Here is a 22,702-nt window from a genome sequence, read left to right as displayed (position 1 = left end):
GACTAGTGACTAGCGACTGATATATGAAATACAAATTACAAGATTACATTCTTTTTGAAAACGACGATTTCATTGTCATCAATAAACCATCTGGGATAGCGACCTTGGATGAGCGGAAGGATGATTATGCGCCTAGTATTTTAAGAATGGCCAAAGTTTATTGGGAAGACGCGCAGGTGGGACACCGCTTGGATAAGGAAACGACGGGGGCTTTGGTGATTGCTAAAAACCCGGAAGCATACCGACATATTTCTATGCAATTTGAGCATCGTGAAACGGCGAAACGCTACCACGCAGTTGTGGAAGGCATGTACGACTGGGATGGCATGTTGGTGAATTTACCCATCCTCCCACTCAAAGATGGCAAAGTCATTATCGCGCGATCAAATGGTAAACATGCGGAGACTTGGTTCCGGACGCTGAAAGTATACAAAGGGTATACGCTCGTGGAATGTATGCCCATTACAGGCCGTATGCATCAAATCCGCATTCACCTCACCTGCCTACATGCGCCGATTGTCGCCGACGAAATGTATAGTGGAAAAGATGTGTATTTATCTGATTTGAAGCGCAATTTTCATCTGAAAAAGGAAACGGAAGAACGTCCTTTAATGCGACGAGTAGCCCTTCATGCGCACAGTTTGAGTTTCAAATTAATGGATGGAAATCCGATTACGGTCGAGGCTCCTTACCCGAAAGATTTTAATGTATTGACCAAACAGTTGGAGAAGTTTTCGTAAATTTGCAGCCCTGGCTCCGTAGTTCAATGGATAGAATGTAGGTTTCCGGTACCTAAGATGAAGGTTCGATTCCTTCCGGGGCTACTTATAAGTATCATAACCTCTTCTAAATCAATCAATTAGAAGGGGTTATTTGTTTCTTAATCCTTTATACATCTTACAGAAAATCCAGTTCCCCTAATTGATACTGAGGCTCCTGCGACACCAACTTTAAAAACACCAACATATGAATATTTTGGGTCACTAAATTGAGAATTATCTCCTACTGTACCTAACCAATAAGCACCTCCGATTCCACAATTCGAAATACAATATGTACCATTAGAGCCTCGACTAGTTGCTTCTGGCAATCTTAATGCTGAAACCAAAGCGCCTTTTGAATCTTTTGAAGACCAACTACTTACCTCTTCTATCCACTCATCCTTTGTGGGCAATCTGAATCCATTTGGACATGGATTGTTAACACCGTTTACTCCCTGCCACAATTTATCATTTTGCGTACTTCGCCAGTCTCCGCTTGTTATAATGAAATTTCCATTGTTTGGAATATCAGAACTAGATAAGGCAATAGTAGTAGAGGAAGATCTTAATTGATGCCCATCCGAACCACGTCCCCATTGATATAAATCTCCATATGATTGAATATCATCTGAACCTCTAGCTACCTGGGAAGCACCTAAATTCCTATCCATCCAAATGCGTCCTGTTTTGGATTTAACTTCTATGACTATAGTCGATGAATTTTGAGTTGAATTTAGTGGTTCCTCAGTTTTACAGCCAACAAAAACTATCAAGAAAAAATGGATAATAATATTTATTCGCAACATCTTAATATTCACTTTAAATATTTTCTGATGATTTTTTACAAGCAAAATACGATTCATTTAAGCCAAATTAAACCAAAATCTTCAAATTCCTAAAATTTGCCATCTACCCCTCCTTTAAGGTACTCCAGACTGCAACCCCTCCCATGACTTGGGCAGGCGGGTGTCTCCCACTGGGTCAATTCTGGCCTAGCAATTAATCATTTTTAAACATTTAACGCTATTTACATGGAAAAGGTCAACTCGACGTGTGGCTAAACGCAATTTAGTTTATTCATGACTGATTAATTTTTCAACAACCACACATCAAAAACTTTGGAATGTTGGCGCCAATTTAAATGAGACTCTTCGGGTTCATCAAACGATATGTCAATTTTACCATCGCGCACATATTGTGGACTGAGCTGAAACTCCTTGAACTCCCCCATGCCTTTTTGATAGAGCGTTGGCGCAATGCGAACCCCATCCACGCGTAACAAGGCCTCTCCATAACCTGAAATCCGAATGGAGTATTTGGCGTTCGGATCTAGGTCAACATAAGTTAGTTTAGGAAAATTTTGATACAACTGGGAGGATAGTCGGCGCCTACTTTTACCATTTTCCTCCCAAAGGACATCCGTTCCATCATCCGTTCGAGTCGTCACGCGTGGACCTTTCGCAACATCGGATACGTTATCGTAAAAACTACCAACCCCCGGATTCTCCCAGTTGGCAATCACCGCGATGCGCGCCAACTGATCTTCTACTTTTGGCATTTTTTTAATTTTCTCGAACTCATCAGCTAACCACCACCGGTTATTTAGTGGGTAATCAATAAAATCCAATATGGCCCCACGTTCCGCGCCACTTGCCCGATATTTCTCCACACTCGTTTGCAAACCAATGGAAGTAAATAATGCGTCGCAATACGTGATGATTTTTTGGCGTATTTCTGAATTTTCCAACGCGTTATCTGCCTCATTAACCTTTGCAAGCGCCATGTCCATCGCTTGAAGCACACCTATTTCGCTCGCTTTTGCTAAAATTAAATTGGCTTGTTGCTCCAGTTTTTGCTCACGTATTTTTCGTCGTTTTATATAGGTGTCGTAATAGGCACGCAATAATAGCTGTTGCCAGCGCCAATTATTCTTCAACGTTGGATGTTGCATTTCTAAATTTGTCCAATACGAAAACGTAGTTTCAATACCCCCATTTTCCTCTACCGGACCCACCCAATTACGCTCCAAAGCCAAAATACCATCAGCCACTTTCTCGGATACCTGATGGCCAAAAAAGAATCGCGCATAATCAACCAACACCTCACGCACATCTTTTGAAGGATCTACTGATTTTTGGCTCCAAACAACTTTGTTGATATCATCATGCACACCATCTGAATAAGCTATGGATCCATCTGTCAAATGCGCAAAGCGCTGATGTATTTTCGCATAATATACCGGCTGGGGATTCGAAACCTCCCGCCCCTCGGTGAGGGCAAATGCTTGATCCCAATTTTCCGTGGGATATTGGCAACGCACCGTATGGGTAATATCCGGGTAATGGCGGTGCTTGTATTGCTTGGGCAGTCTAAAACGCGTACTAGCCAGATCAGGGCTGCTGGGGCCTGTGACAACGCCCACTAACCAATTGGGCTGATACTTCTCCAGGTATTCGTAAAAACAATTAACCTCCTCATCACTAAATCCTTGCAAAGAGACCCACATGCCAGCTGCAGGATGTGATGATTTCAATGCTGCTGAAATTGCTTTTAAGAATGGCAACACATATTTCGGATGATTACTACCGGGATCTCCCCCTGGAAAAAAAACACCATCGATCTTGGGCGTTCTTTTGTAAAACTCAGCATGTTTGAGAACCTCTTGCTTAAACTTGGCTTCATCCGCTAAGTCCACAACGGCAGGTGTCCAAACCCAATAATCAAGTCCATAATTCTGACAGATTTGGCTTAATTTAACATTCATTTCCTCCCGCGATAATTTCATGTGAGGCCCCAGCGGACTGTCCTCCATCGGAATATTTTCAATCGCATTCGTTCCAAAAAGTGCTAAATCTAGAATGTACTGTTCATACTGCTTCGGATCCCAAGCATCCCATGAATTCGCTGTATTTCGGTAACCCAACTGGTGGCCACGAATCGTATACAGCGGTGAAACAGCCACCTCGTATTTTTTGTCAACTACAATTTTGTTCTTTGACAAATGGGCTTTTCGAAAAAACTCCCCTAAGGAATATAAAATACCCCTTTCATCCCCACCTATGAGCCATAAAATAGGCCTTTTCGTACGTATGTCGATGGAGAAAGCATATCCCTCTTTGGCAAAAGCAGGCGAATTCTTAGGTAATTGGGGCAATGGAATGCCATGTAAATTTTGATCTGTTGCAAACGCCAAAGCAATCATCGGCATCGCATCGGATTGATCTTGTACGCGCAAATTTAGCTCGGTCCGCTTTTTTATCTCTTCCTGAATTAGCCTAATATAGGTTTCTCGATAAGGAGATTTTAATTCTTTCGTCACATGTATATGCGCATTTGAAAAGTCAACAAGTTGCGCTTGACTCGAAATAGCATTCGCGAACAAAACAATAAACAATGCAAGAACTAATTTTTTCATGTGTGCCCATGTTATGGAATTGAAAAATTTTGTGCTAGTTGGCACAAACATATAAACCCCGCCAATATAATTTTATATTGCCAATCATTCCTGAAAAATAACATTTTAAATAAAATTTACGATGAAGTTAAATCAAGAAATCATCCAACTATTTGATGAATATACACACAAGCCTTTAACTAGAGAGGTCTTTTTAAATCGATTAACCAAATTAATCGGCGGCACAGCTGCATTAAGCACGATATTGCCAGTTTTGGAGGGCAGTTATGCGGCAAGTGCGCAAGTTGCCGAAGATGATAGCGACTTACTCATTTCAACGGCGGAATTCCAGTCCCCCAACGGAATTATCAAAGGCTATTTAGCGCAACCGAAGCAGGGGAAAAAGCGCTTGGGCGCTGTTTTAGTTATCCATGAAAACAGAGGATTAACTCCACACATTAAGGATGTAACTAGGCGAATCGCGAAGGAAGGTTTTATTGCGTTAGGGATTGACGGTTTGAGTCAGTTTGGTGGAACGCCAACCAATGAAGATGAAGGACGAACGCTGATTGGAAAATTAGATGCAAAGCAAAACATAGAAAATATGCTAAGCGGCCTGAGCTACCTTAGATCCTTGAAAAATAGTAATCAAAAAACGGCTTGCATTGGATTCTGTTGGGGTGGAGGTGTCGTGAACGATTTGGCCGCTGCGGATCCTGCGTTAACGCTAGGCGTGCCTTATTACGGTCGGCAAATCGATGCTACACTCGTTCCTAAAATTAAAGCCAAATTAATGCTTCATTATGCAGGTTTAGATGAACGTATCAATGGAGGTATTCCAGCCTACGAAAATGCATTAAAAAGTAATCAAATTGACTATCAATTGTTTATTTACGAAGGGGCCCAGCATGCCTTTAATAATGACTCATCTCCAGCGCGCTATCAGAAAGAGCCGGCTGATTTAGCTTGGAGTAGAACAATAAGTTTTTTCAAAAAGTATTTATAATATGATTGTTCGCTAGCGGGTAAAAGCTTCCGGATGAATTTCTTCATGCTTCGTATGATCCTGGTAAAATTGCGCAATCCGCAATAGATTGCCCTCATCATACAATTTACCCACAAATGATATCCCCGTAGGTAGCTTATTTTTCACATCCAATCCTGTAGGAACGCAAACCACGGGGTGACCCGTCAAATTCGTGATGGCCGATTGATTGCCTCCTCCCCGGGATGGACAAATAATCGCGTCATATTGTGAAATAACTGCGTCAACCTTTTGCATTAAGGTATACCGGTGCCGCTGGGCATTTATGTATTCTACTGCGGGAATAAATCGGGAAGTTCTGAATTGATTTGGCCAGTCATTTTTCGTTTGACGGGTCAACTGATCATCGATATTTTTTCTGGTCATCTCGTCAAATTGCGCCGCACATTCTGCCCCAATAATCACATCCATAATTTTGAACGTATATACCTTTTCATCTGGAAATTCCACCGGAATCAACGTCACCCCTTGCTGCCTCAATGCAGCCAAAGCGCGCCATTCATTCCGCGTCGTATCCTTAATCTTATCAAAATAGTTTTTGGCATACGCAATCTTCATTCCTTTCAATGAACGATTTGCCTGGTAATTGAATGGCATATTAACCGCTGCCAAATCCTTCCCATCCGTCCCATGTAGGTAATGAAAAACGATGGCCGCGTCGTTTGCCGACCGGCATATCGGGCCCACTTTATCCAACGAATAACTTAGTGCCATGGCACCAGACCGACTAATACTTCCAAAAGTAGGTCGTAATCCCGTCGCTCCGCAAGTCGTTGCTGGCGAAACAATACTACCCCATGTCTCCGTCCCAATCGCAAATGGGACAAGTCCCGCCACTGTGGCTGAGGCTGATCCTGCAGATGAACCTGATGAACCCACATTCAAATTCCACGGATTTTTTGTTCTCCCACCAAACCAATAATCACCCATCGCTAGTGCACCCAACGTGAATTTCGCCACCAAGACAGCCCCAGATTCTTTGAGTTTGGCATATACATACGCATCCTCCTCAATCACTTGATCTTGATAAGGTGCCGCCCCCCAAGTCGTTTTAGTTCCTTTCACCGCAAACAAATCTTTTAAGCCATACGGGATTCCATGCAACAAGCCCCGATATTTTCCGGCAGCAATTTCTCGATCCGCTTGACGCGCTTGCGCCAAAGCAATTTCCTCCTGCAGGCTGACCACACACTGTAAGCTAGCCCCATAGGTCTTGATGCGCTCAATGAAAAATTGAGTTAATGCAACAGAGGTAATTTGTTTCGTCTTAATCAAATACGCGAGCTGATCAATCGAATAAAACGCCAACTCTGCTTTATTCGCAGGCATTGAAGCCTTCACGGTAGGCCAAACCACCGCACGCTGCGTTTCATCAAACTTCATTCCAGGCAATCTTGGATTCTGCCATAAACTTAAAGGCACCTCATTCCCCAAACTTAATCCATGCATTGCCTTGTAATTCACCACGTTATCCAACACATCTGAATACAGCGTGTCAATTTCCTGAGAAGTGAAGGTTAAATCAAACAGGCGAGAAGCGCCTTGTATGTCAGATTTTGTTTGGCCAACGGCCACGTAGCTGAATAGTACTAAGAAGATAATTTTTTTCATGACGGTGAAAAGGGGATTAAAAAAGCCAACCGTGGATTTTGTCATAGTGCTTCCTCGGCAAGCCTAAAATTAATTATTTATTGGTCATATCATACCCTGTCATATATTTTCAAATGCATTTACCGCCAATAACCTCTGTGGATACCAAAAAATAAAGCCCCCGCTATCCCTAGCAGAGGCTTTGTATAAATTTAAGGTATTAGGGTTAGGTAATCGCGTATTGAATTAGAACTAGGAATTTTACTTATTCAAAGGAACGACCTTCTCCAGATAACCACAATAGGCCCTAGGCCTCATTTTGCAGATTTGAACCGATTGACCATTAACTAATTTATGAGCGGACTCACTGACAAATTGCTTAGCTTTACAGCGCTTTAAAGCTTCTCCTCTGTTTTGAAATTTATACCCACGTTATTGTTGATTAGTGTATGTGTACACCATGGCTTGATAGGCCAACAAATCACTTTTCATCAACTGCCGCAAAATCTACAGCTCTACCCGCGTGATGCTCAAAATATCGCATACATTCCCATTTCAGGGAAGATGAATGCGGGTACACCGGGAGCGATTTCGGTCAACGTCAAAAAAAATAATTCCCCCTACTCGTATGTCAAAACCGCACTAAAAACAGCCGGAGACTTCACATTACGCATTCCTATTCGGGCAGAATTAGCCGAATACCATCTAGATGTATATTGGCTAAACGGCAAGGACTCCACGTTCCTCGCGCGCCGAGAAAATATCGTCGCTGGCGATGTTTTTCTCGTGAGTGGCCAATCCAATTCGTATACGGGTAAAGATCACCCCAAGGTCTATAAAGGTGAATTTGCGCGTAGCTTTGGACGAAATCCAGACTATGAAAACTATGCGCCATACCATGCGGCGGATACACTTTGGTCGATTTCCAATAGCCCATCGGACGTTGGCCTCTTCGCCTCCGAACTCCAGCGCCTCCTAATTGAAAAACAAAAAATTCCCATCTGCATCATCAACGGTGGCTCTGGCGGCTCTTCCATGGAATATAACCTTTTCCGAAGTGCAAACCCCATTGATCTAAAAACATCTAGCGGAAAATTGTTTTACCGTAGCCAAAAAGCCGGCGTCACAAATCAAGTGAAAGCATTCATTTACCGACAAGGCGAAAATGAAACCAGCGGCAACGCCCCGGAGTGGTTGGCCAATTTCAAAAAGCACGCCGAATTGCTCAAGAAAGAATACCCGAGCATTCAAAAAATATACCTACCACAGATCAACATCCTTCACGGTGAACTTTCGATACAAAGCGTCATCCGCGATGGGCAGCGATCGATCACGCAAACGGATACCTTCATCAGGGGTTTTGCGACTATTGGAACGAAAGGATATGATGGGATTCATTATTCGCCAGAAGGTTATGCACAAACTGCGGCGGAATTACACCGATTGCTTGAGGCCGATTTATACCGTCCGGAGACAAATCCCCAGATTGAAAGTCCCAATATCCAACGTGCATATTTCGCGAGTAAAGACAAGAAAAAAATCATTTTGGTATTTGATAAAGGCCAAAAACTCCGCATACCGGCTGATTCAACCGTGACTGATTGGAATGGGAATAAATTAACTCAAAGTCTGAAAAACAACTTCTTCTTTGCTCCTATCGCGTTTCCACATGCGAATTTTACGGAATTAGTACGTATAGAAGCGAAGGAAAACGAATTGACTTTGTTGCTTTCAAAACCACCTACCACGGACACACTTGCGTATACCCCGTCATTTTATAATCATCCCAAAGGGTATCAAATTGCCGCTCCATTATTAACTAACCAAACGGGAATGCGGGCCTTTGCCTTCGATCATTTTTTAATTGAACCGTATGACAATTATTTTGATGATGATGCGGACGGCTATGTGAATGCGAAAGATCAATGTCCGAATACCAGCCCAAATAACCCCGTTGACAAAAACGGTTGCGCTTCAGATCAGCGCGATAGTGATGCAGATGGGCTCTTGGACAAAGTAGATGATTGTCCATTTGAGAAGCAATTGCCGATTCCTCAAATCAGTAACTTAAGCGAAAATACGCTAACTTCCTCACCAGCAGGATCTTACCAATGGTTCCAAAATGGCACCTTAATGCCTGGCGAAGTCAAGCAAAATTTAACGGTCATGGTTTCTGGAACCTATGCCGTAGAGATAAAAAGTGCGGCTGGATGCATGGTGCCCAGATCAGCAAATAAGCAAGTGCTAATCTTAGGGAATGAAGAGGAGATATCCGGTATACGCATTTTTCCCAATCCTGCTCAGGATTACGTACAAATAGAATTTGATACGAAAATCTACCCGAACCTGCAGGTGCAATTGATCGACTTACAAGGTCGGATTTGGTGGGGGAAATTGGAATTTCAAACCAAAGATCAAATCCCGCTGAGCCAAGTTCCCGTAGGAAACTATGTGGTCAAATTCAGCCATGGGCTAAAATCTATCAAGGTGCAAAAACAATAAAGTGTCCCGAATTTGTATCAGGACACTTTATATGGATTTATTAGAACGAGGAGTATTTCTACAAAGGAACGCTAATTTCCTCCCGATGACTATGAGTCCCGGGCCTCATATTTACATGTTTTTCAACGCCCAGGAGAGTAGGCTGTTATTTTCATTCGACAAGCCTAATTTCTTCGAAATATGATAGCGGTGGTTTTTCACCGTTTTCTCCGATATGAAAAGTATTTCGGCAATTTCCTTGGTCTTTTTTTGCGCCGCAATTAATTCCAAAATTCGCTTTTCGGCTGGCGTAAAGTCATGCCCTTCGCCCGATTTCTTATGGATAGCTTGAAAAGCCATTTCAACTGAAATGCTGATTTGACTTTCATTCCATGGTTTAACAAGGTAGTTTATTGGACTTGACTCATGGGTTTGATCTAAATGATTCCGATCTCCAAAGGCCGTCAAAAAGATAACTTCTAGTGAAGGCACCCGACTTTTGGCATCCAAGGCAAATTCAATGCCCGTTTTACCTTGCCCAAGGTCTATGTCGCAGATAGCCAACTGTGGTTTCCAGTCGACTAGAATCGTAAAAGCTTCCACGTAATTATGGGCTATCGTCACCTCAAAACCCGATTTTTCCAAAATTTCTTGAAGATCCATCGCTACAATTACCTCATCCTCCAAAACCAAAATTCGATTATTCCCCATCTAGATATAGTTAAACGTTATTTGGTGAATGATTCCACCGTCTGCCCGCATTTCGTGCGTAGCATCCATTTGCTTGCACATGAGTGTGATTAGTTTCATGCCTAATTGGCCCGAATCTGTCAAATCAGACTCCTTCCCCGGCCCATTGTCCGAAATGACGATACTAATCTTAGCCCCTTGACGCTGCACGCGAATCGTCAAAATGCCATTCTTTACCTGTGTAAATGCATATTTAAATGCATTCGAAATGATTTCATTTAGGATTAAACCAAACGAGGTGATTTTCTCCAAACTTAATTGGAGCTCCGTATCGATATCATACTGAATGGTCACAGGAATATCTTCCTCATGTTGGAAAACTAAAATCAAATGCGCAACCAAGGTCTCTATGTACTCTTTGACATTCACAAATTCAAATTCTTGGGTATTGTGTAAGTTTGAATGCACGAGGGCAAAGGTTTGAATCCGATTTTGCATGGAGCGAATCAGCTCATTTGATTCTTTATTTCTAACGCGTCGCTTTTGTAAATTCAATAGACTGTAAATCACTTGCAGGTTATTCTTAACCCGATGATGTAATTCTTTGAGTAAAATTTCGTTCCGACTATTCTGCAAAACGATTTGTTCTGCACGAACATTTAGCAGGTATTTTTGTCGAATGATAATGATGGAAACAAGGACTGAGACCAGCATGATAATCACCAATAAAATCAAACTGCGCACTTGAACTTGTTGGACCTCTGAAATCTTAGTTAGTTTCAACAGGTCATTTTTAGAAGCCAAAAGCTCTGCACGCCGTTTCGTCACTTCGAGTTGGCCCAATAACAACACCGACTTATTTCGATTCATGGTCTCGTTCAAACTATCCTGATAATTGTATTGTGCTTTCAAGAAATAAAAGGCAGAATCTGATTGACTGACCGACTTATGATACGCAGCATAGGTCGCTAGCAACTCAATTTTTAAGGGCCGAATCACTTTTCCACGCATGTAACGATTGGCTGAATCCAGGTAAATTTTGGCAACGGGGTATTGTTTGGCGTGAATGAAACATTGACTTAACACAATCATACTTTGAATTTGATGATCGATATCGTCTTTTGTCAAGGCCAAATCTTCTTTTAATGTCTGGATCGCATGGGTATAAATCCCTTTTTTGATACGACAAATGACCAACTTACCCTTAAAATCGCCTCGCCAGAAATTCAGCTCACGCGGCAAGTATTGTTTAGATTTTCTATTCCACTGTATCAATAACTGGATTTGTTCGGCACCTTTGGTATACTGTTGAAAGGCTTGATCTATTTGGCCATTCAATAGATATAAGTTGCCTAGGCGATCATAATAATATACGCGTCTGAGTTCCAATTTAGCGGGGAAAGGCTGATTGGCCCGATAATCTTTGATGGCATCTTCGTATAAGCCGCAATCGCGGTAAATTTCCCAAAAGGTTTTAATGTAGCCCTTTTCGATTCGCTTCTGCCGAATAACGATGGCCTTCTCGAGTAGATTTTTTCCTCGATATTCCTCTTCCAACTTAATGTGTACGTCGCGATGGTAATGTTTGGGAACCAGGTGGAGGTGTTGAAAAAGCCATTCCAACAAGGGTAGACCTTGGTCAAATTTAGCTTGATTGTGGTAGACCATGGACAATGGCAAGAGCACACGGACCACCTTGGGCAGGTCTTTCTCTTTTCGTGCTTTTTGTAAATGTCCAATTAGGATAGCCTCAAGGTCGGCTACATTGGCAAATGAAAAATAGCCTTCATCTGATCGATACTTTTGATCCCAATCTTGCCACATGGCGTCAAAATCAGCGTATTGGGCATGATTTGAAAACTTGCGGGGATGATAGCTATCAGCTACGGCCTGTGCTGGGGGACTACACCAAAGTGCACGCAGCAGCAGTAGGCAAAAACCGTAGGCGATTTTACGAAACATGTATAATTTGATTAGAACTAGGCCCTTTCGGGTTTTATTTTTTTACGCGTTTAATGCACTTCTAAAATCATGGCCGTTTTTCCGGCAACGCTTAGGTTGGCTCCTAAGGTAAATTGTTTATCCGTCATAACCTCTTTAACGGCCATGCCGGGTTGAATAATTTCTGCAAATTTGGCGAGATCAATGACTTTTTCTTGCACATTTTTATTCAGAACAACCATCACTTTTCCAGTATTCGTATATCTAAAATATACATAAACGCCATTTTCTGGCCCAAAATGAAGCAATTTACCCTCATGAATCACGGTGTTATTTTTCCGCCAATTCAATAATTTTTTAAAGAAATCCTGCGTGCTTTTCTCGTCGGCAGTAAACCCTTTTTGGCTCACTGCATCTTTCGCATCGCCTGGCCAGCCGCCATAAAAATCACCACGAATTTCGCCATGCTCGCTGCTTTTTGGGTTCGACATCAAATTCTCGGTACCATAAAAGATCTGTGGAATACCACGCGTGGTCATTAAAAACGTGATACCCATACGAAATAATGCTTGGTCATGTTTCACTTGGGTGTAAAAACGAGACATGTCATGATTGTCGCCGAAGACCACCAAATTATCTGGATTGGCATAAATCAAATCATTTGACAAGACATTGTACAGTTTATTTAGCCCTTTTCCCCATTCTTGGTCATTTTCGTTCATGGATTCTGTCAATGCATTCTGCAATGGGAAGTCCATTAAAGCCGGCAAGGACGATTTAAATCCATCGCGATTCACTTTTCCTTTTTGCCAATAGGACGTGATGATTGGATTTGAGGACCATTCTTCACCTACCAGATTGAGGTTAGGGTATTCCGCCAAAACGGCATCTGACCATTGCGCCGCAAATAGCTTCTCGGAATATGGATAGGTATCAATGCGAATGCCACCTAAATGGGCATATTCAATCCACCAAATCGTATTTTGAATCAAATATTTGGCCATGAACGGGTTTTTTTGATTCAAATCAGGCATGGCGGGCACGAACCAACCTTCTGATTGCATCTTCGCGTCGAATTTGGACACGTGTGGATCTTGCACCGTTTCTCTGCGATGAGTGGTTGAGACAAACTTTCCATCGAAGTTTATCCAATCCTTGAATGGAAAATCTTTCATCCACCAGTGGCCATCTCCACAGTGATTTAATACGACATCCATGATGATCTTGATGCCTTTTTGGCCAGCTTTTACGGATAAATTTTTATAATCTTCGTTGGTGCCAAAACGCGGGTCAATCGCATAATGATCTGTAATGGCGTAACCATGATAGCTTTCCTTTGCTTGGTCATTGGTTTGAACCGGCAAGCTCCAAATCGCGGTGAAGCCCATGTCGTGGATGTAATCCAACCGATCTGTTATTCCTTTGATATCTCCACCGTGGCGTCCGTACATTTCATTGCGTGCGGGATTGGGCTCGCGGTATCCAGGTGCTGCATCATTCGATGGGTCACCGTTTGCAAAACGATCTGGCGTGATTAGGTAGATGACGTCTTTGGTACTGTATGAGGGACGATTTGCGGAATTTTTATCGCGTGCTTGTAAGGAATAATCGATGTGATGGATGATTTTACCGCCTTTTTTTAGGTCAATGGGATATGTCCCTGCCGGGGTGTTTTTCGAGATTTCACAGTCAACAAATAGGTAATTTGGGCTGTCGGCCGAATGCACTTTCACAATCTTTAAACCTGGCTTTTTGGCAATTACCTCGCTCCCTTTAATGTCCTTTCCGTGGATCATTAATTGTAGTTGGCTATTTTTCATGCCCGTCCACCAGTTGAGTGGTTCCACGCGTAAGTCTTGGGCGTGAGCGGTTTGAAGGCTTAACGATACGAATAGGAATAATATAAGTTTCTTCATGATTCTGGAAGGTTTTGTTCAGGTTGGTGGGGTCAGGACCCCACCAACCTGTGACTTAAAATTAGGTTAAATAGCTCAAAAAAGCGCCTAAAAAGGGCTAAAAATGTGAAAATAATCAGGTTTTAGGTAGTTAAGCTGGCGAAATAGTACTTCTTTGCGTTACGCTGCCGGGGTCTGAAGACCTTGGCAGCGTTTACCGGTTTCTTGCATTTAAGCCGATATTTCAAGATATTTGTGCTTCTAAAATTCGCCCTAAAAATCAATCTATATGTGTGGAATTGTCGCTTACATCGGCCACCAAGCCGCTTACTCAATTATCCTAAAGGGATTAAAACGTTTGGAATACCGCGGTTATGACAGTTCAGGAATCGCACTTTATGGAGATCAAGTCACGAGTTTTAAGCGAAAAGGTCGGGTAGCTGAATTGGAGGCTTGGACAGATCCAATTACACAAACGGCTACAGTGGGCATTGGCCATACGCGCTGGGCCACACACGGTGAACCATCGGATGCAAATGCCCATCCACACAAATCTAATTCGGGAAAATTGACCTTAGTCCATAATGGGATTATCGAAAATTATGCCTCATTGAAGCAGGAGTTAATCCAAAAAGGATACACATTCGAAAGCGAAACGGATACGGAGGTATTGGTTAATTTCATTGAGGAAATTCAAAAAAACAACCAGTCATCACTCGAGGAAGCCATGCGCATCGCGCTTAAACGCGTGGTGGGTGCATACGTGATCATCGTCATCGAAGAGGGCTTTCCTAATCGCTTGATTGCAGCACGTAAAGGAAGTCCGCTCGTGATCGGTGTCGGAGAAGGCGAACATTTTTTAGCGTCGGACGCCTCGCCTATTATCGAGTATACGAAGCAAGTAATTTATGTCAATGACTATGAATTGGCCATTATTTCCCCGGATGAAATCATTCTAAAAAACCTGGGTAATGAGCCGATTACACCTTATATCCAGCAGCTCGACATGGAATTAGCCCAAATTGAAAAAGGAGGTTATGACCATTTTATGTTGAAGGAGATTTTCGACCAACCAGCCAGTTTGACGGATTGTTTGCGTGGACGTTTGGACAGTGAAAACATGACGTTAACCTTAGCGGGTGTTGAGCAACATTTATCTGTTTTTGCGCAAGCCAAACGCATCGTAATCGTGGCCTGTGGAACCAGTTGGCACGCCGGCCTCGTCGCCGAATACATGATCGAAACGCTTTGTCGGATCCCCGTTGAAGTGGAATACGCCTCGGAATTTCGCTACCGCAATCCAGTTATCGGACCAGGAGATATCATTTTAGCCATCTCACAAAGTGGCGAAACGGCTGATACGTTAGTTGCCATTGAACGGGCTAAAGAACAGGGTGCTTTTATTTTTGGCGTAGTCAATGCAGTAGGTTCCTCCATCGCACGCTTATCGCACGCGGGTGCCTATACGCATGCCGGACCGGAAATTGGCGTAGCTTCGACTAAGGCATTTACGGCCCAACTGACCGTTCTCGCCATGATGGCCATGAAAATAGGTAAGGCAAAAGGGACATTGGCTGAAGCTGAATACAATCGCTTGTTGGGTGAATTGGCCTTAATTCCTGAAAAAGTCAAAACAACATTAGCAACGCATGAGGCAATCAAGGAAGTTGCTAAACACTACGCTGACGCGCGTGATTTCCTATTTCTAGGACGTGGATACAATTTCCCAGTAGCCTTGGAAGGTGCGTTGAAATTGAAAGAAATTTCATACATCCACGCAGAGGGCTACCCTGCTGCCGAAATGAAACATGGCCCCATTGCCTTGGTAGACGAGAACTTACCCGTTTTATTCATCGCAACTAAAGATGCGTATTACGAAAAAATCGTTTCCAATATCCAAGAAATTAAAGCCAGAAAAGGCAAAGTGATTGCGGTAATATCCGAAGGAGATACACTCATCCGAAGCATGGCAGATCACGTGATGGTTGTACCCGAAGTGGATGAGCTTTTGGCGCCGTTGATCAGCGTATTACCCACTCAGCTTTTATCGTATTACATTGGGGTGGAGCGTGGATTGGATGTAGATAAACCAAGAAATTTGGCAAAAAGTGTTACGGTGGAATAAGTAGCTATTTTTTACCTTACCAGATGATGGCAAAAAAATTGTACCAACGTATATTTCTCGGATTTTTCGCACTCCTAGCCATTGCGCTAGTTTCTCCGATAAATTATGCGACCGTTGGCCTAGACGCAAGTTGGACACAAGCCATTCTGATGATCATGCAACAAGGCAAGACGTTCGGACATGATCTAGTGTTTACCTACGGCCCACTTGGTTACTTAAGCTTTAAATTACCACAAGAAAACGGATCCGTTATCCCCATTTTACTCGTTGACTGCATTTCCGTAGGACATTTCGTATTCCTACTCAAACTTGCATTCGATCGTTTTGAAGGGAACAAATGGATTTATCCAGCGATACTTGGACTCGTCATCCTTTTACCTTGGGGATTTTTCGCAGATTTATCGTTCACTTTTTTATACTTTTTTGTTTTCTGGATTCTGTATGCCTACTACCAAAATAAAACCATAGGTACGTGGGCAGCACTTCTCATTGCGATTTTGTTGTTTTTTATCAAAGTCAATATCAGTCTAATTGTATGCGCGCTGTTCGTTCTCAATTCGATCATCTTGGCTAGCACCCAAAAGACAACTTGGAAATTGGCAATCGCACAGAACCTCTTACTCATGTTGGGAATCATCTTAGGTTCCAGCTTCCTACATGTAGACCTCATCAATTACATCGCGTATTCGCTTCCATTAATAGATGGCTATCAAGATAGCATGGCCACAATCATCATCTCAACCAAAGCCTTGGTTGGGCTACTAATGTTTCAAGGCATAATTTTCGGGGTGTTTTGTTGGCAGATTTTTATCTTAAAAAACACAATAAAACAAAATCTCTACCTCTACTTTCTCATACTTTTTATTGCCTTTTTGGGATTTAAGCAAGCGCATACGGCTATTTCAAACCCAAATATTTTTGGGCTTTTCCTACTAATTCCCATGCTAAATGGCTTACTATTTTTGTTTTCCGATCGAACATATAACGCTAAAATTGGATGGGGATTTGTCCTTGTTTTGGCCGTCAATTTACTTGCCACCCAATACATCCGATTTTCAGATGGCAACAACACCTTAGGTGGATACATGGCGACATTCCGCCCCATTAATCCCAATCCTATCAAGTATTTTGGAACGCTATTTAATTATACATACAGCAAAAACTTTGACGAAAAACCGCTCCAATTTCCAGAAAGGGTTAAATCTAAAATTGGCCAAAGGACCGTTGACATACTTCACAACGACGTTTCATACATTTTCTTCAACAAGTTAAATTACAATCCAAGACCGGTTATTCAGACCTATTCCGCCTATACCGCAGAGTTAATGCAACTCAACGGCAGAAAATATGCGAGTGCTTCAGCACCGGATTTTGTCTTATTTAAACTAGATCAATTCAGAGAGCAAAACCCTTTTTGGGCGGATACAGATGTTAATTTTGAATTGTTAAAACGGTATTCCGTCAACGAACAATTTACAGTAGGTAAGGATACGCTCTTGTTACTGCAGAAAAATAGCGCGACCGCTCGGGGAGAAAATTTTGTATTTAGGCTGCCAACAATCCATCAGGATCAATACATTCCGCTTCCACAAAAAAGTGCCCCCTATCGCATGGTGGCAAATTTAGAATATAGTGTGTGGGGGAAACTTTGCCGACTGCTATTTCAGCCTCCCTACATGTATTGCACGATTTACTACGACGACGGCACCCAAAAAGAGTTCAGGGTCATTGACAAGATTTTAAAAGGTGGAGTCATTGTAAATAAACGCGTGACCACTCAAAATGAACTTTTGTCATTTTACATGCACGGCGGAGAAAAGAGTACGAATGTCGCGGGTATCAAATTTCACACGCGATTTCCATGGGCTTATTTATAAATTAAGAAACAATTTTTCCCCAGAGCGTGTTACGCTACCATGTCTGATTCGATTATTTCCATCCAGCATTTAGCTAAAAATTTTGGTTCTTTTCAAGCCGTCCGTGACGTAAATATTCAGGTCAATCGTGGTGATGTCTATGGATTTCTGGGGCCAAATGGCGCAGGAAAAAGTACCACCATGCGTTGTATGCTATCGCTCATCAAACCGGATGCGGGGGATATTTCACTTTTTGGTTTGCCACTTGCTTCCAATCGTACGCAAATTCTACGCCGCGTTGGTAGTCTGATTGAGAAACCAGATTTTTATAAATTTCTAAGCGCTTACCGAAATCTTGATTTGTTTTCCCGGATTTCAGGTGCGCCATCCACGAAAAAAGAAATCTATAACATGCTCGAATTCGTAGGCCTGGAAGGTCGCGAAAAAGATCAAGTGGGAGGATTTTCCCACGGCATGCGCCAGCGACTTGGCATTGCCCAAACATTATTACATAATCCAGATCTCATTGTTCTCGACGAACCTACTACCGGACTTGATCCGCAGGGAATCATCGATATGCGCAACTTGATTTTGCGCTTGAAAAATGAACAACAAAAAACGATTGTTTTCTCCTCACACAATCTCAGTGAAGTTGAAATTATCTGCAACAGAATGGTGATTATTCACCAGGGAAAAAGCGTGGTCGAAGGAAATGTGAAAGAATTATTAAACGAGGAAGACCAAATCATTCGGATTCAAACGCAAGAAGATGCAATCTCTAAAGGCATGTCCATTGTTGAAAAATATCCAAATGCTCAGGTGAAGAAAATCGGCAGCGACACCATCGAAGTCACCTTACAAAAAGAATTAATTCCGGAGGTAAATCGCCAACTGATCGAAGCCGGGGTACCTATTTTTTCGATAGAATCGAAACGGAAATTAGAAGATTACTTCATCAACTTACTTGCCTCATGATATTTTTACATAGCACCCGAAACGAGTTGATCAAAATCGCGCTGAAACCTCGAAGTTATTTAGGACTCGCGGCAATCACGGGATTGGTAGGCATCATTTTATTTGCGTTGATGGCAGATGGCATGTCGATGATTTCATTCGTCACGGCCTCTTTTGAACAAACGTTACGCTTTGAAGGCAAGGTACTCAACGGCAATTTAGTGGCATTTATCATCCTACAGATGCTTATCGTGCACATTCCACTGCTAGTTGCCCTAGTCACCGGCGACCTCATTTCAGGTGAAGCCGCCATGGGAACCTTGCGCATGCTCATGACCAAACCAATTACACGGACCCAACTCCTCATGTCCAAATTCCTAGCCGGTGGTATCTATACGTTTTTGATCGTTCTATGGTTGGGCTTTATGGCGGTTGGGATTGGTCGATTTTTATTCGGACCTGGAGATTTAATGGTTCTGAATTCAGATGGGCTCGTTATTCTTCAAGAAGGGGACGTTATGTGGCGATACGCTGGCGCATTTTGTGGCGCATTTTTAGCCCTGTTGACCATCAGCTCCTTATCCATTTGCCTGTCCTGCTTCTCCGATAATTCCATCGGTCCCATCGTCAGTACGATGGCCATTATTCTATTATTTACGATTATTGGCACCTTGGATGTACCCGTTTTTGATACGATTCGCCCACTATTGTTTACGACCCACATGGCTGCGTGGCGTTCCTTTTTTGAGGACCCAATTCCATGGCAACAGATCAAAGAATCTATCGGAATCCTCGTGGCACATAACGCCTTATTTATTGGCCTTTCTGTCATCACTTTTCACCGCAAAGACATCACTGTATAATGAAATATTGGCTTTTAATATGTTTTCCGTTTTTCGCTTCGGCCCAACAAGCCGACGAGCTTTTTGCCCGTTTGACTCAAAAATTCAAGCAGGTGCATCACTATGAAGTCGTCGCCCAAATCAAGCCCAATATTCCGCTAATCAAGATTTTACCGGTAAAAGCAAACGTGCAATTCACCTATCCCAATACCTATAAAATCAAATCGGCCGGCATCTCCATCCTACCGAAAAACGGTTTCTCGGAACTGCCTTTGCTTTTCAGTCAGCCCAATCAATTTACGGCCATCGCATCTGGAAACGAAGTAATTCAAGGTGTGCGTGCGGAAATCATCACGTTGTTGCCACGCGCAAATGAAGGGGATTTAGTACTAGCCAAAATCTGGGTGGATACCCAATCCATGCTCATCCTAAAATCGTTGATAACCAGTAGGTCAAACGGGACCATCCTCAGCGAGTTTGAATATACGAGCGAGAAATCCTGGGGTTTGCCCGCTCGTATGAAGTTCACGATTGACGTGAAAAAATTTAAAATTCCGAAAGGCGTGGCGACGGATATTAATCGCACAAGCCGACAAGTGGACGACGGAAACAGCACCAAAAAGGGCTCTATTGAGGTTATTTTCGGAAAGTACCGCGTAAATTCCTAAAGGTATTTACGTAGTAAATCGACACTTTTCTGAACGCCAACAGTCCCAGGTTCTTTGCCTTCGAACTCAATGGAAATGTAGCCTTGATAATTTGCTTTTTTTAACATCGCGATGATGCGCTGATAATCTAATTCGAGGCTATACCATTCACCACCACCGTAGTACGTTTTGGCTTGTACAAAACTCGTTTTAGAAACAATTTTCTCCAATTTATCGTAGGGATTTTCAAGGAAATTACCCGTGTCCATAAGTAGACCAAGCCAAGGCGAATTCACGGTATCATGAATGCGCAACATCCCTTCGGGTGTCGAACCTAAGCCCCAATGATTTTCAAGCGCCAATAACACACCACATTCCTCCGCTTTTTTTAAGCATTGTTGGATTCCATCCACACACCATTTATATCCATCATCCTCCGTATATCCTGGCAAAATGGGTTCAATCCCACGATTAGCCATTAATTCATCAAAACTTTTGATGGTATTCCAGCGACCCGTATTCAATCGTAAACAGGGAATACCCATTTTATAAGCAAGCTCAATACAATGATTCGTATGATCCACATGCTTTTGCAATTCCGCTTTGTCTGGGGTCACGAACCCCTGATGAATCGACAAACAAGTCAGCGCGATTCCATTCAAAAATGCATGTTTTTTAATGTCCTGTAGGTAGGCATTGTCCTCACTTTCCATTTGTCGGTGCAATACATCAATCCCATCCAAGCCCATTTTCGCCGCTTCATCAATCACGCGTTGAATTGGGAATTTATCACCTTTAAAATGCCAATAAGAATAGGAAGAAACACTTAACTTGATTTTGGGACTTGGTTTTACAACTGCAGATTGAAGCGGTGCAACCAAGGGAGCGGCGGTAGTTAGCGCGGCTGAAGACAAAAAATTACGGCGATTCATCATAGGATCTATTTATTTTTCCTGCCTAACTTACGTAAATATTTTAAATAAATAACAAGGATGTATCTGGATGAACTAGTCGAATTTTGTTTGAATCTGCCGGATGTCGAGGAGACGCAACCATTTGGCCCTGAACACGTTGTATATAAAACAAAAGGGAAAATGTTTTTGCTGGTTGGCCTAGAAGATTCCCCTATTCGCTTCAATGTCAAATGCAATCCGGAGCTTGCCATTCAATTACGCGAGGAATTCCCGCTGGCAGTCCTGCCCGGTTTTCACATGAATAAAAAACATTGGAATACGATTGTGGTGGGACCGGAGCTATCGCGTAAACAAATTGAATCGTTTATTTTACATTCGTATCAGTTAGTGCATAAGTAAACTGATCTTTGAAGTCAGTTTTTGAATAAACCATTGAAAATCACCTTCCACCCTGTAGCTTTGGCAAACCTTGGAGGCTTGCCAAAGCTAAGAGAGCAACTATGAAAAAAATACTCGCATTATTTCTACTATTCCCATTCCTAAGCCTAGCGCAAAAAACTAATTGGGAATTATCTGGATTTAAAAAACAAGATCAGGCAAATCCAATCATGAAACCTGATATTAACGCACGGTTTTTATGCCCCATTCAAAAAAAATCCGTGGGCTGGGAAAATAAAAATGTGCTGAATCCTACGGCTTTAGTACGTAATGGAAAAATTCATTTGTTATATCGCGCTCAGGATTCGTTAGGCACTTCGCGAATCGGAATGGCCACGTCAACCGATGGCGTTCATTTTATCAAAAATCCAACACCCATCTTATTTCCAACCAATGACCCATTTCAAAAATATGAATGGCCAGGTGGCATTGAAGATCCGCGCGTGATCGAGACGGTGGACGGTAAATACCTGATGACCTACACTTCCTATGATGGAAAAACAGCCCGACTTTGCTCAGCAATTTCGAGTGATTTGTTGGCCTGGGAAAAACTAGGACCGATGTTGAATAGCCCAAAATACGTGAACCTTTGGTCCAAATCCGGCGCTATCGTTGGCAAAGAAATCAATAGCCGAATCATCGCCCAAAAAATCGATGGATTCTATTGGATGTATTTCGGGGATACCGATTTATTCATGGCGAAATCTAGTGACCTACGCTCATGGGAGGTTTGTGAGAATGCAGAAAGCCAACAAAAAATCTCCGTCCTGCACCCGAGAATGGGGTATTTTGATTCCCGCCTCGTTGAACCGGGGCCGTATGCCTTACTCAGGCCGCAAGGAATTCTACTCATCTATAATGCGAGTAATGCCGCAAATTTCAACGATGCCAAATTCCCCAAATTCACCTATGCCGCCGGTCAAGCACTCTTCGATGCTAAAAAACCATACCGATTAATAAACCGGTCGAATCAGGCATTTATTTGGCCAGACAAAGATTACGAGCGTATCGGCGAAGTCAATGAGGTTTGTTTTGTGGAAGGACTTGTCCACTTTAATGGCAAATGGTTCTTGTATTACGGAACTGCAGATTCAAAAATCGCCGTGGCAGTAACAAACTGATAATTTTA

General features: G+C 42.6%; 17 protein-coding genes and 1 tRNA gene. 11 read left to right on the top strand and 7 right to left on the bottom strand.

Going from position 1 to position 22,702, the window contains the following annotated elements:
• Positions 1 to 23: 23 nt before the first annotated feature.
• The gene (locus tag U0R10_RS00860) at positions 24 to 740 is read left to right on the top strand and encodes an RluA family pseudouridine synthase (protein WP_377981787.1); all 717 of its coding nucleotides are present in this window, start codon (positions 24 to 26) and stop codon (positions 738 to 740) included.
• A gap of 12 nt (positions 741 to 752) precedes the next feature.
• Positions 753 to 824: transfer RNA gene (locus tag U0R10_RS00855), tRNA-Arg, on the top strand.
• A 56-nt stretch (positions 825 to 880) separates the two neighbouring features.
• Here the strand turns inward: U0R10_RS00855 and U0R10_RS00850 are convergent.
• The gene (locus tag U0R10_RS00850; RefSeq protein WP_377981786.1) at positions 881 to 1,624 is read right to left on the bottom strand and encodes a fibrobacter succinogenes major paralogous domain-containing protein; all 744 of its coding nucleotides are present in this window, start codon (positions 1,622 to 1,624) and stop codon (positions 881 to 883) included.
• Positions 1,625 to 1,848: 224 nt separating this feature from the next.
• A complete protein-coding gene (locus tag U0R10_RS00845; RefSeq protein ID WP_377981785.1) occupies positions 1,849 to 4,176 on the bottom strand; it encodes a hypothetical protein in 2,328 nt (775 codons plus the stop codon).
• A gap of 121 nt (positions 4,177 to 4,297) precedes the next feature.
• Here U0R10_RS00845 and U0R10_RS00840 point away from each other — a divergent pair, with 121 nt between their 5' ends.
• The gene (locus U0R10_RS00840; RefSeq protein ID WP_377981784.1) at positions 4,298 to 5,161 is read left to right on the top strand and encodes a dienelactone hydrolase family protein; all 864 of its coding nucleotides are present in this window, start codon (positions 4,298 to 4,300) and stop codon (positions 5,159 to 5,161) included.
• 12 nt (positions 5,162 to 5,173) lie between these two features.
• On the opposite strand, the gene U0R10_RS00835 is transcribed toward U0R10_RS00840, so the two are convergent.
• Positions 5,174 to 6,811, bottom strand: coding sequence for an amidase (locus U0R10_RS00835; protein ID WP_377981783.1), 1,638 nt, complete (start codon positions 6,809 to 6,811; stop codon positions 5,174 to 5,176).
• A gap of 393 nt (positions 6,812 to 7,204) precedes the next feature.
• Between U0R10_RS00835 and U0R10_RS00830 the strand changes: the two genes are divergently transcribed.
• Positions 7,205 to 9,292, top strand: coding sequence for a T9SS type A sorting domain-containing protein (locus U0R10_RS00830; protein WP_377981782.1), 2,088 nt, complete (start codon positions 7,205 to 7,207; stop codon positions 9,290 to 9,292).
• A gap of 111 nt (positions 9,293 to 9,403) precedes the next feature.
• Here the strand turns inward: U0R10_RS00830 and U0R10_RS00825 are convergent, their stop codons facing one another.
• Genes U0R10_RS00825 through U0R10_RS00815 form a run of 3 tightly spaced genes read right to left on the bottom strand, consistent with a single transcriptional unit; the run spans position 9,404 to position 13,818 of the window.
• Positions 9,404 to 9,982 (bottom strand): response regulator transcription factor, encoded by a 579-nt coding sequence (locus U0R10_RS00825; RefSeq protein ID WP_377981781.1) that lies wholly within the window; start codon positions 9,980 to 9,982, stop codon positions 9,404 to 9,406.
• Positions 9,983 to 11,923, bottom strand: coding sequence for a sensor histidine kinase (locus U0R10_RS00820; protein WP_377981780.1), 1,941 nt, complete (start codon positions 11,921 to 11,923; stop codon positions 9,983 to 9,985).
• A gap of 50 nt (positions 11,924 to 11,973) precedes the next feature.
• Complete coding sequence (locus tag U0R10_RS00815; RefSeq protein WP_377981779.1) at positions 11,974 to 13,818, bottom strand: glycoside hydrolase family 13 protein; 1,845 nt, start codon at positions 13,816 to 13,818, stop codon at positions 11,974 to 11,976.
• Positions 13,819 to 14,086: 268 nt separating this feature from the next.
• Between U0R10_RS00815 and glmS the strand changes: the two genes are divergently transcribed.
• From glmS to U0R10_RS00790, 5 genes are read left to right on the top strand one after another with little or no spacing between them, the layout of a single operon-like run.
• On the top strand, positions 14,087 to 15,922 hold the full coding sequence (glmS, locus tag U0R10_RS00810; protein WP_377981778.1) for a glutamine--fructose-6-phosphate transaminase (isomerizing): 1,836 nt from the start codon (positions 14,087 to 14,089) through the stop codon (positions 15,920 to 15,922).
• A gap of 23 nt (positions 15,923 to 15,945) precedes the next feature.
• On the top strand, positions 15,946 to 17,799 hold the full coding sequence (locus U0R10_RS00805; protein ID WP_377981777.1) for a hypothetical protein: 1,854 nt from the start codon (positions 15,946 to 15,948) through the stop codon (positions 17,797 to 17,799).
• A 39-nt stretch (positions 17,800 to 17,838) separates the two neighbouring features.
• Positions 17,839 to 18,753 carry an ABC transporter ATP-binding protein gene (locus U0R10_RS00800; RefSeq protein ID WP_377981776.1) on the top strand — a complete coding sequence of 305 codons (915 nt, stop codon included), beginning with the start codon at positions 17,839 to 17,841 and terminating at the stop codon, positions 18,751 to 18,753.
• The gene (locus U0R10_RS00795; RefSeq protein WP_377981775.1) at positions 18,750 to 19,595 is read left to right on the top strand and encodes an ABC transporter permease; all 846 of its coding nucleotides are present in this window, start codon (positions 18,750 to 18,752) and stop codon (positions 19,593 to 19,595) included. Before U0R10_RS00800 ends, U0R10_RS00795 begins: the two co-directional genes overlap by 4 nt.
• Positions 19,595 to 20,242 (top strand): LolA family protein, encoded by a 648-nt coding sequence (locus U0R10_RS00790; protein ID WP_377981774.1) that lies wholly within the window; start codon positions 19,595 to 19,597, stop codon positions 20,240 to 20,242. The genes U0R10_RS00795 and U0R10_RS00790 overlap by 1 nt, the downstream gene beginning before the upstream one ends.
• On the opposite strand, the gene U0R10_RS00785 is transcribed toward U0R10_RS00790, so the two are convergent.
• Complete coding sequence (locus tag U0R10_RS00785) at positions 20,239 to 21,156, bottom strand: TIM barrel protein (RefSeq protein WP_377981773.1); 918 nt, start codon at positions 21,154 to 21,156, stop codon at positions 20,239 to 20,241. The two genes, U0R10_RS00790 and U0R10_RS00785, sit on opposite strands and share 4 nt — an antisense overlap.
• 57 nt (positions 21,157 to 21,213) lie before the next feature.
• Between U0R10_RS00785 and U0R10_RS00780 the strand changes: the two genes are divergently transcribed.
• Entirely contained in the window at positions 21,214 to 21,534 is a 321-nt protein-coding gene (locus U0R10_RS00780) for an MmcQ/YjbR family DNA-binding protein (protein ID WP_377981772.1), read from the top strand.
• A gap of 101 nt (positions 21,535 to 21,635) precedes the next feature.
• The gene (locus U0R10_RS00775) at positions 21,636 to 22,694 is read left to right on the top strand and encodes a glycoside hydrolase family 130 protein (RefSeq protein ID WP_377981771.1); all 1,059 of its coding nucleotides are present in this window, start codon (positions 21,636 to 21,638) and stop codon (positions 22,692 to 22,694) included.
• The last annotated feature ends 8 nt before the right edge of the window (positions 22,695 to 22,702 follow it).

The organism is Aquirufa avitistagni, assembly GCF_042715545.1.
GTDB lineage: Bacteria > Bacteroidota > Bacteroidia > Cytophagales > Spirosomataceae > Aquirufa > Aquirufa avitistagni.
Note: the sequence above shows the minus strand (reverse complement) of the source record. Positions and strands in the feature narration are given on the sequence as shown.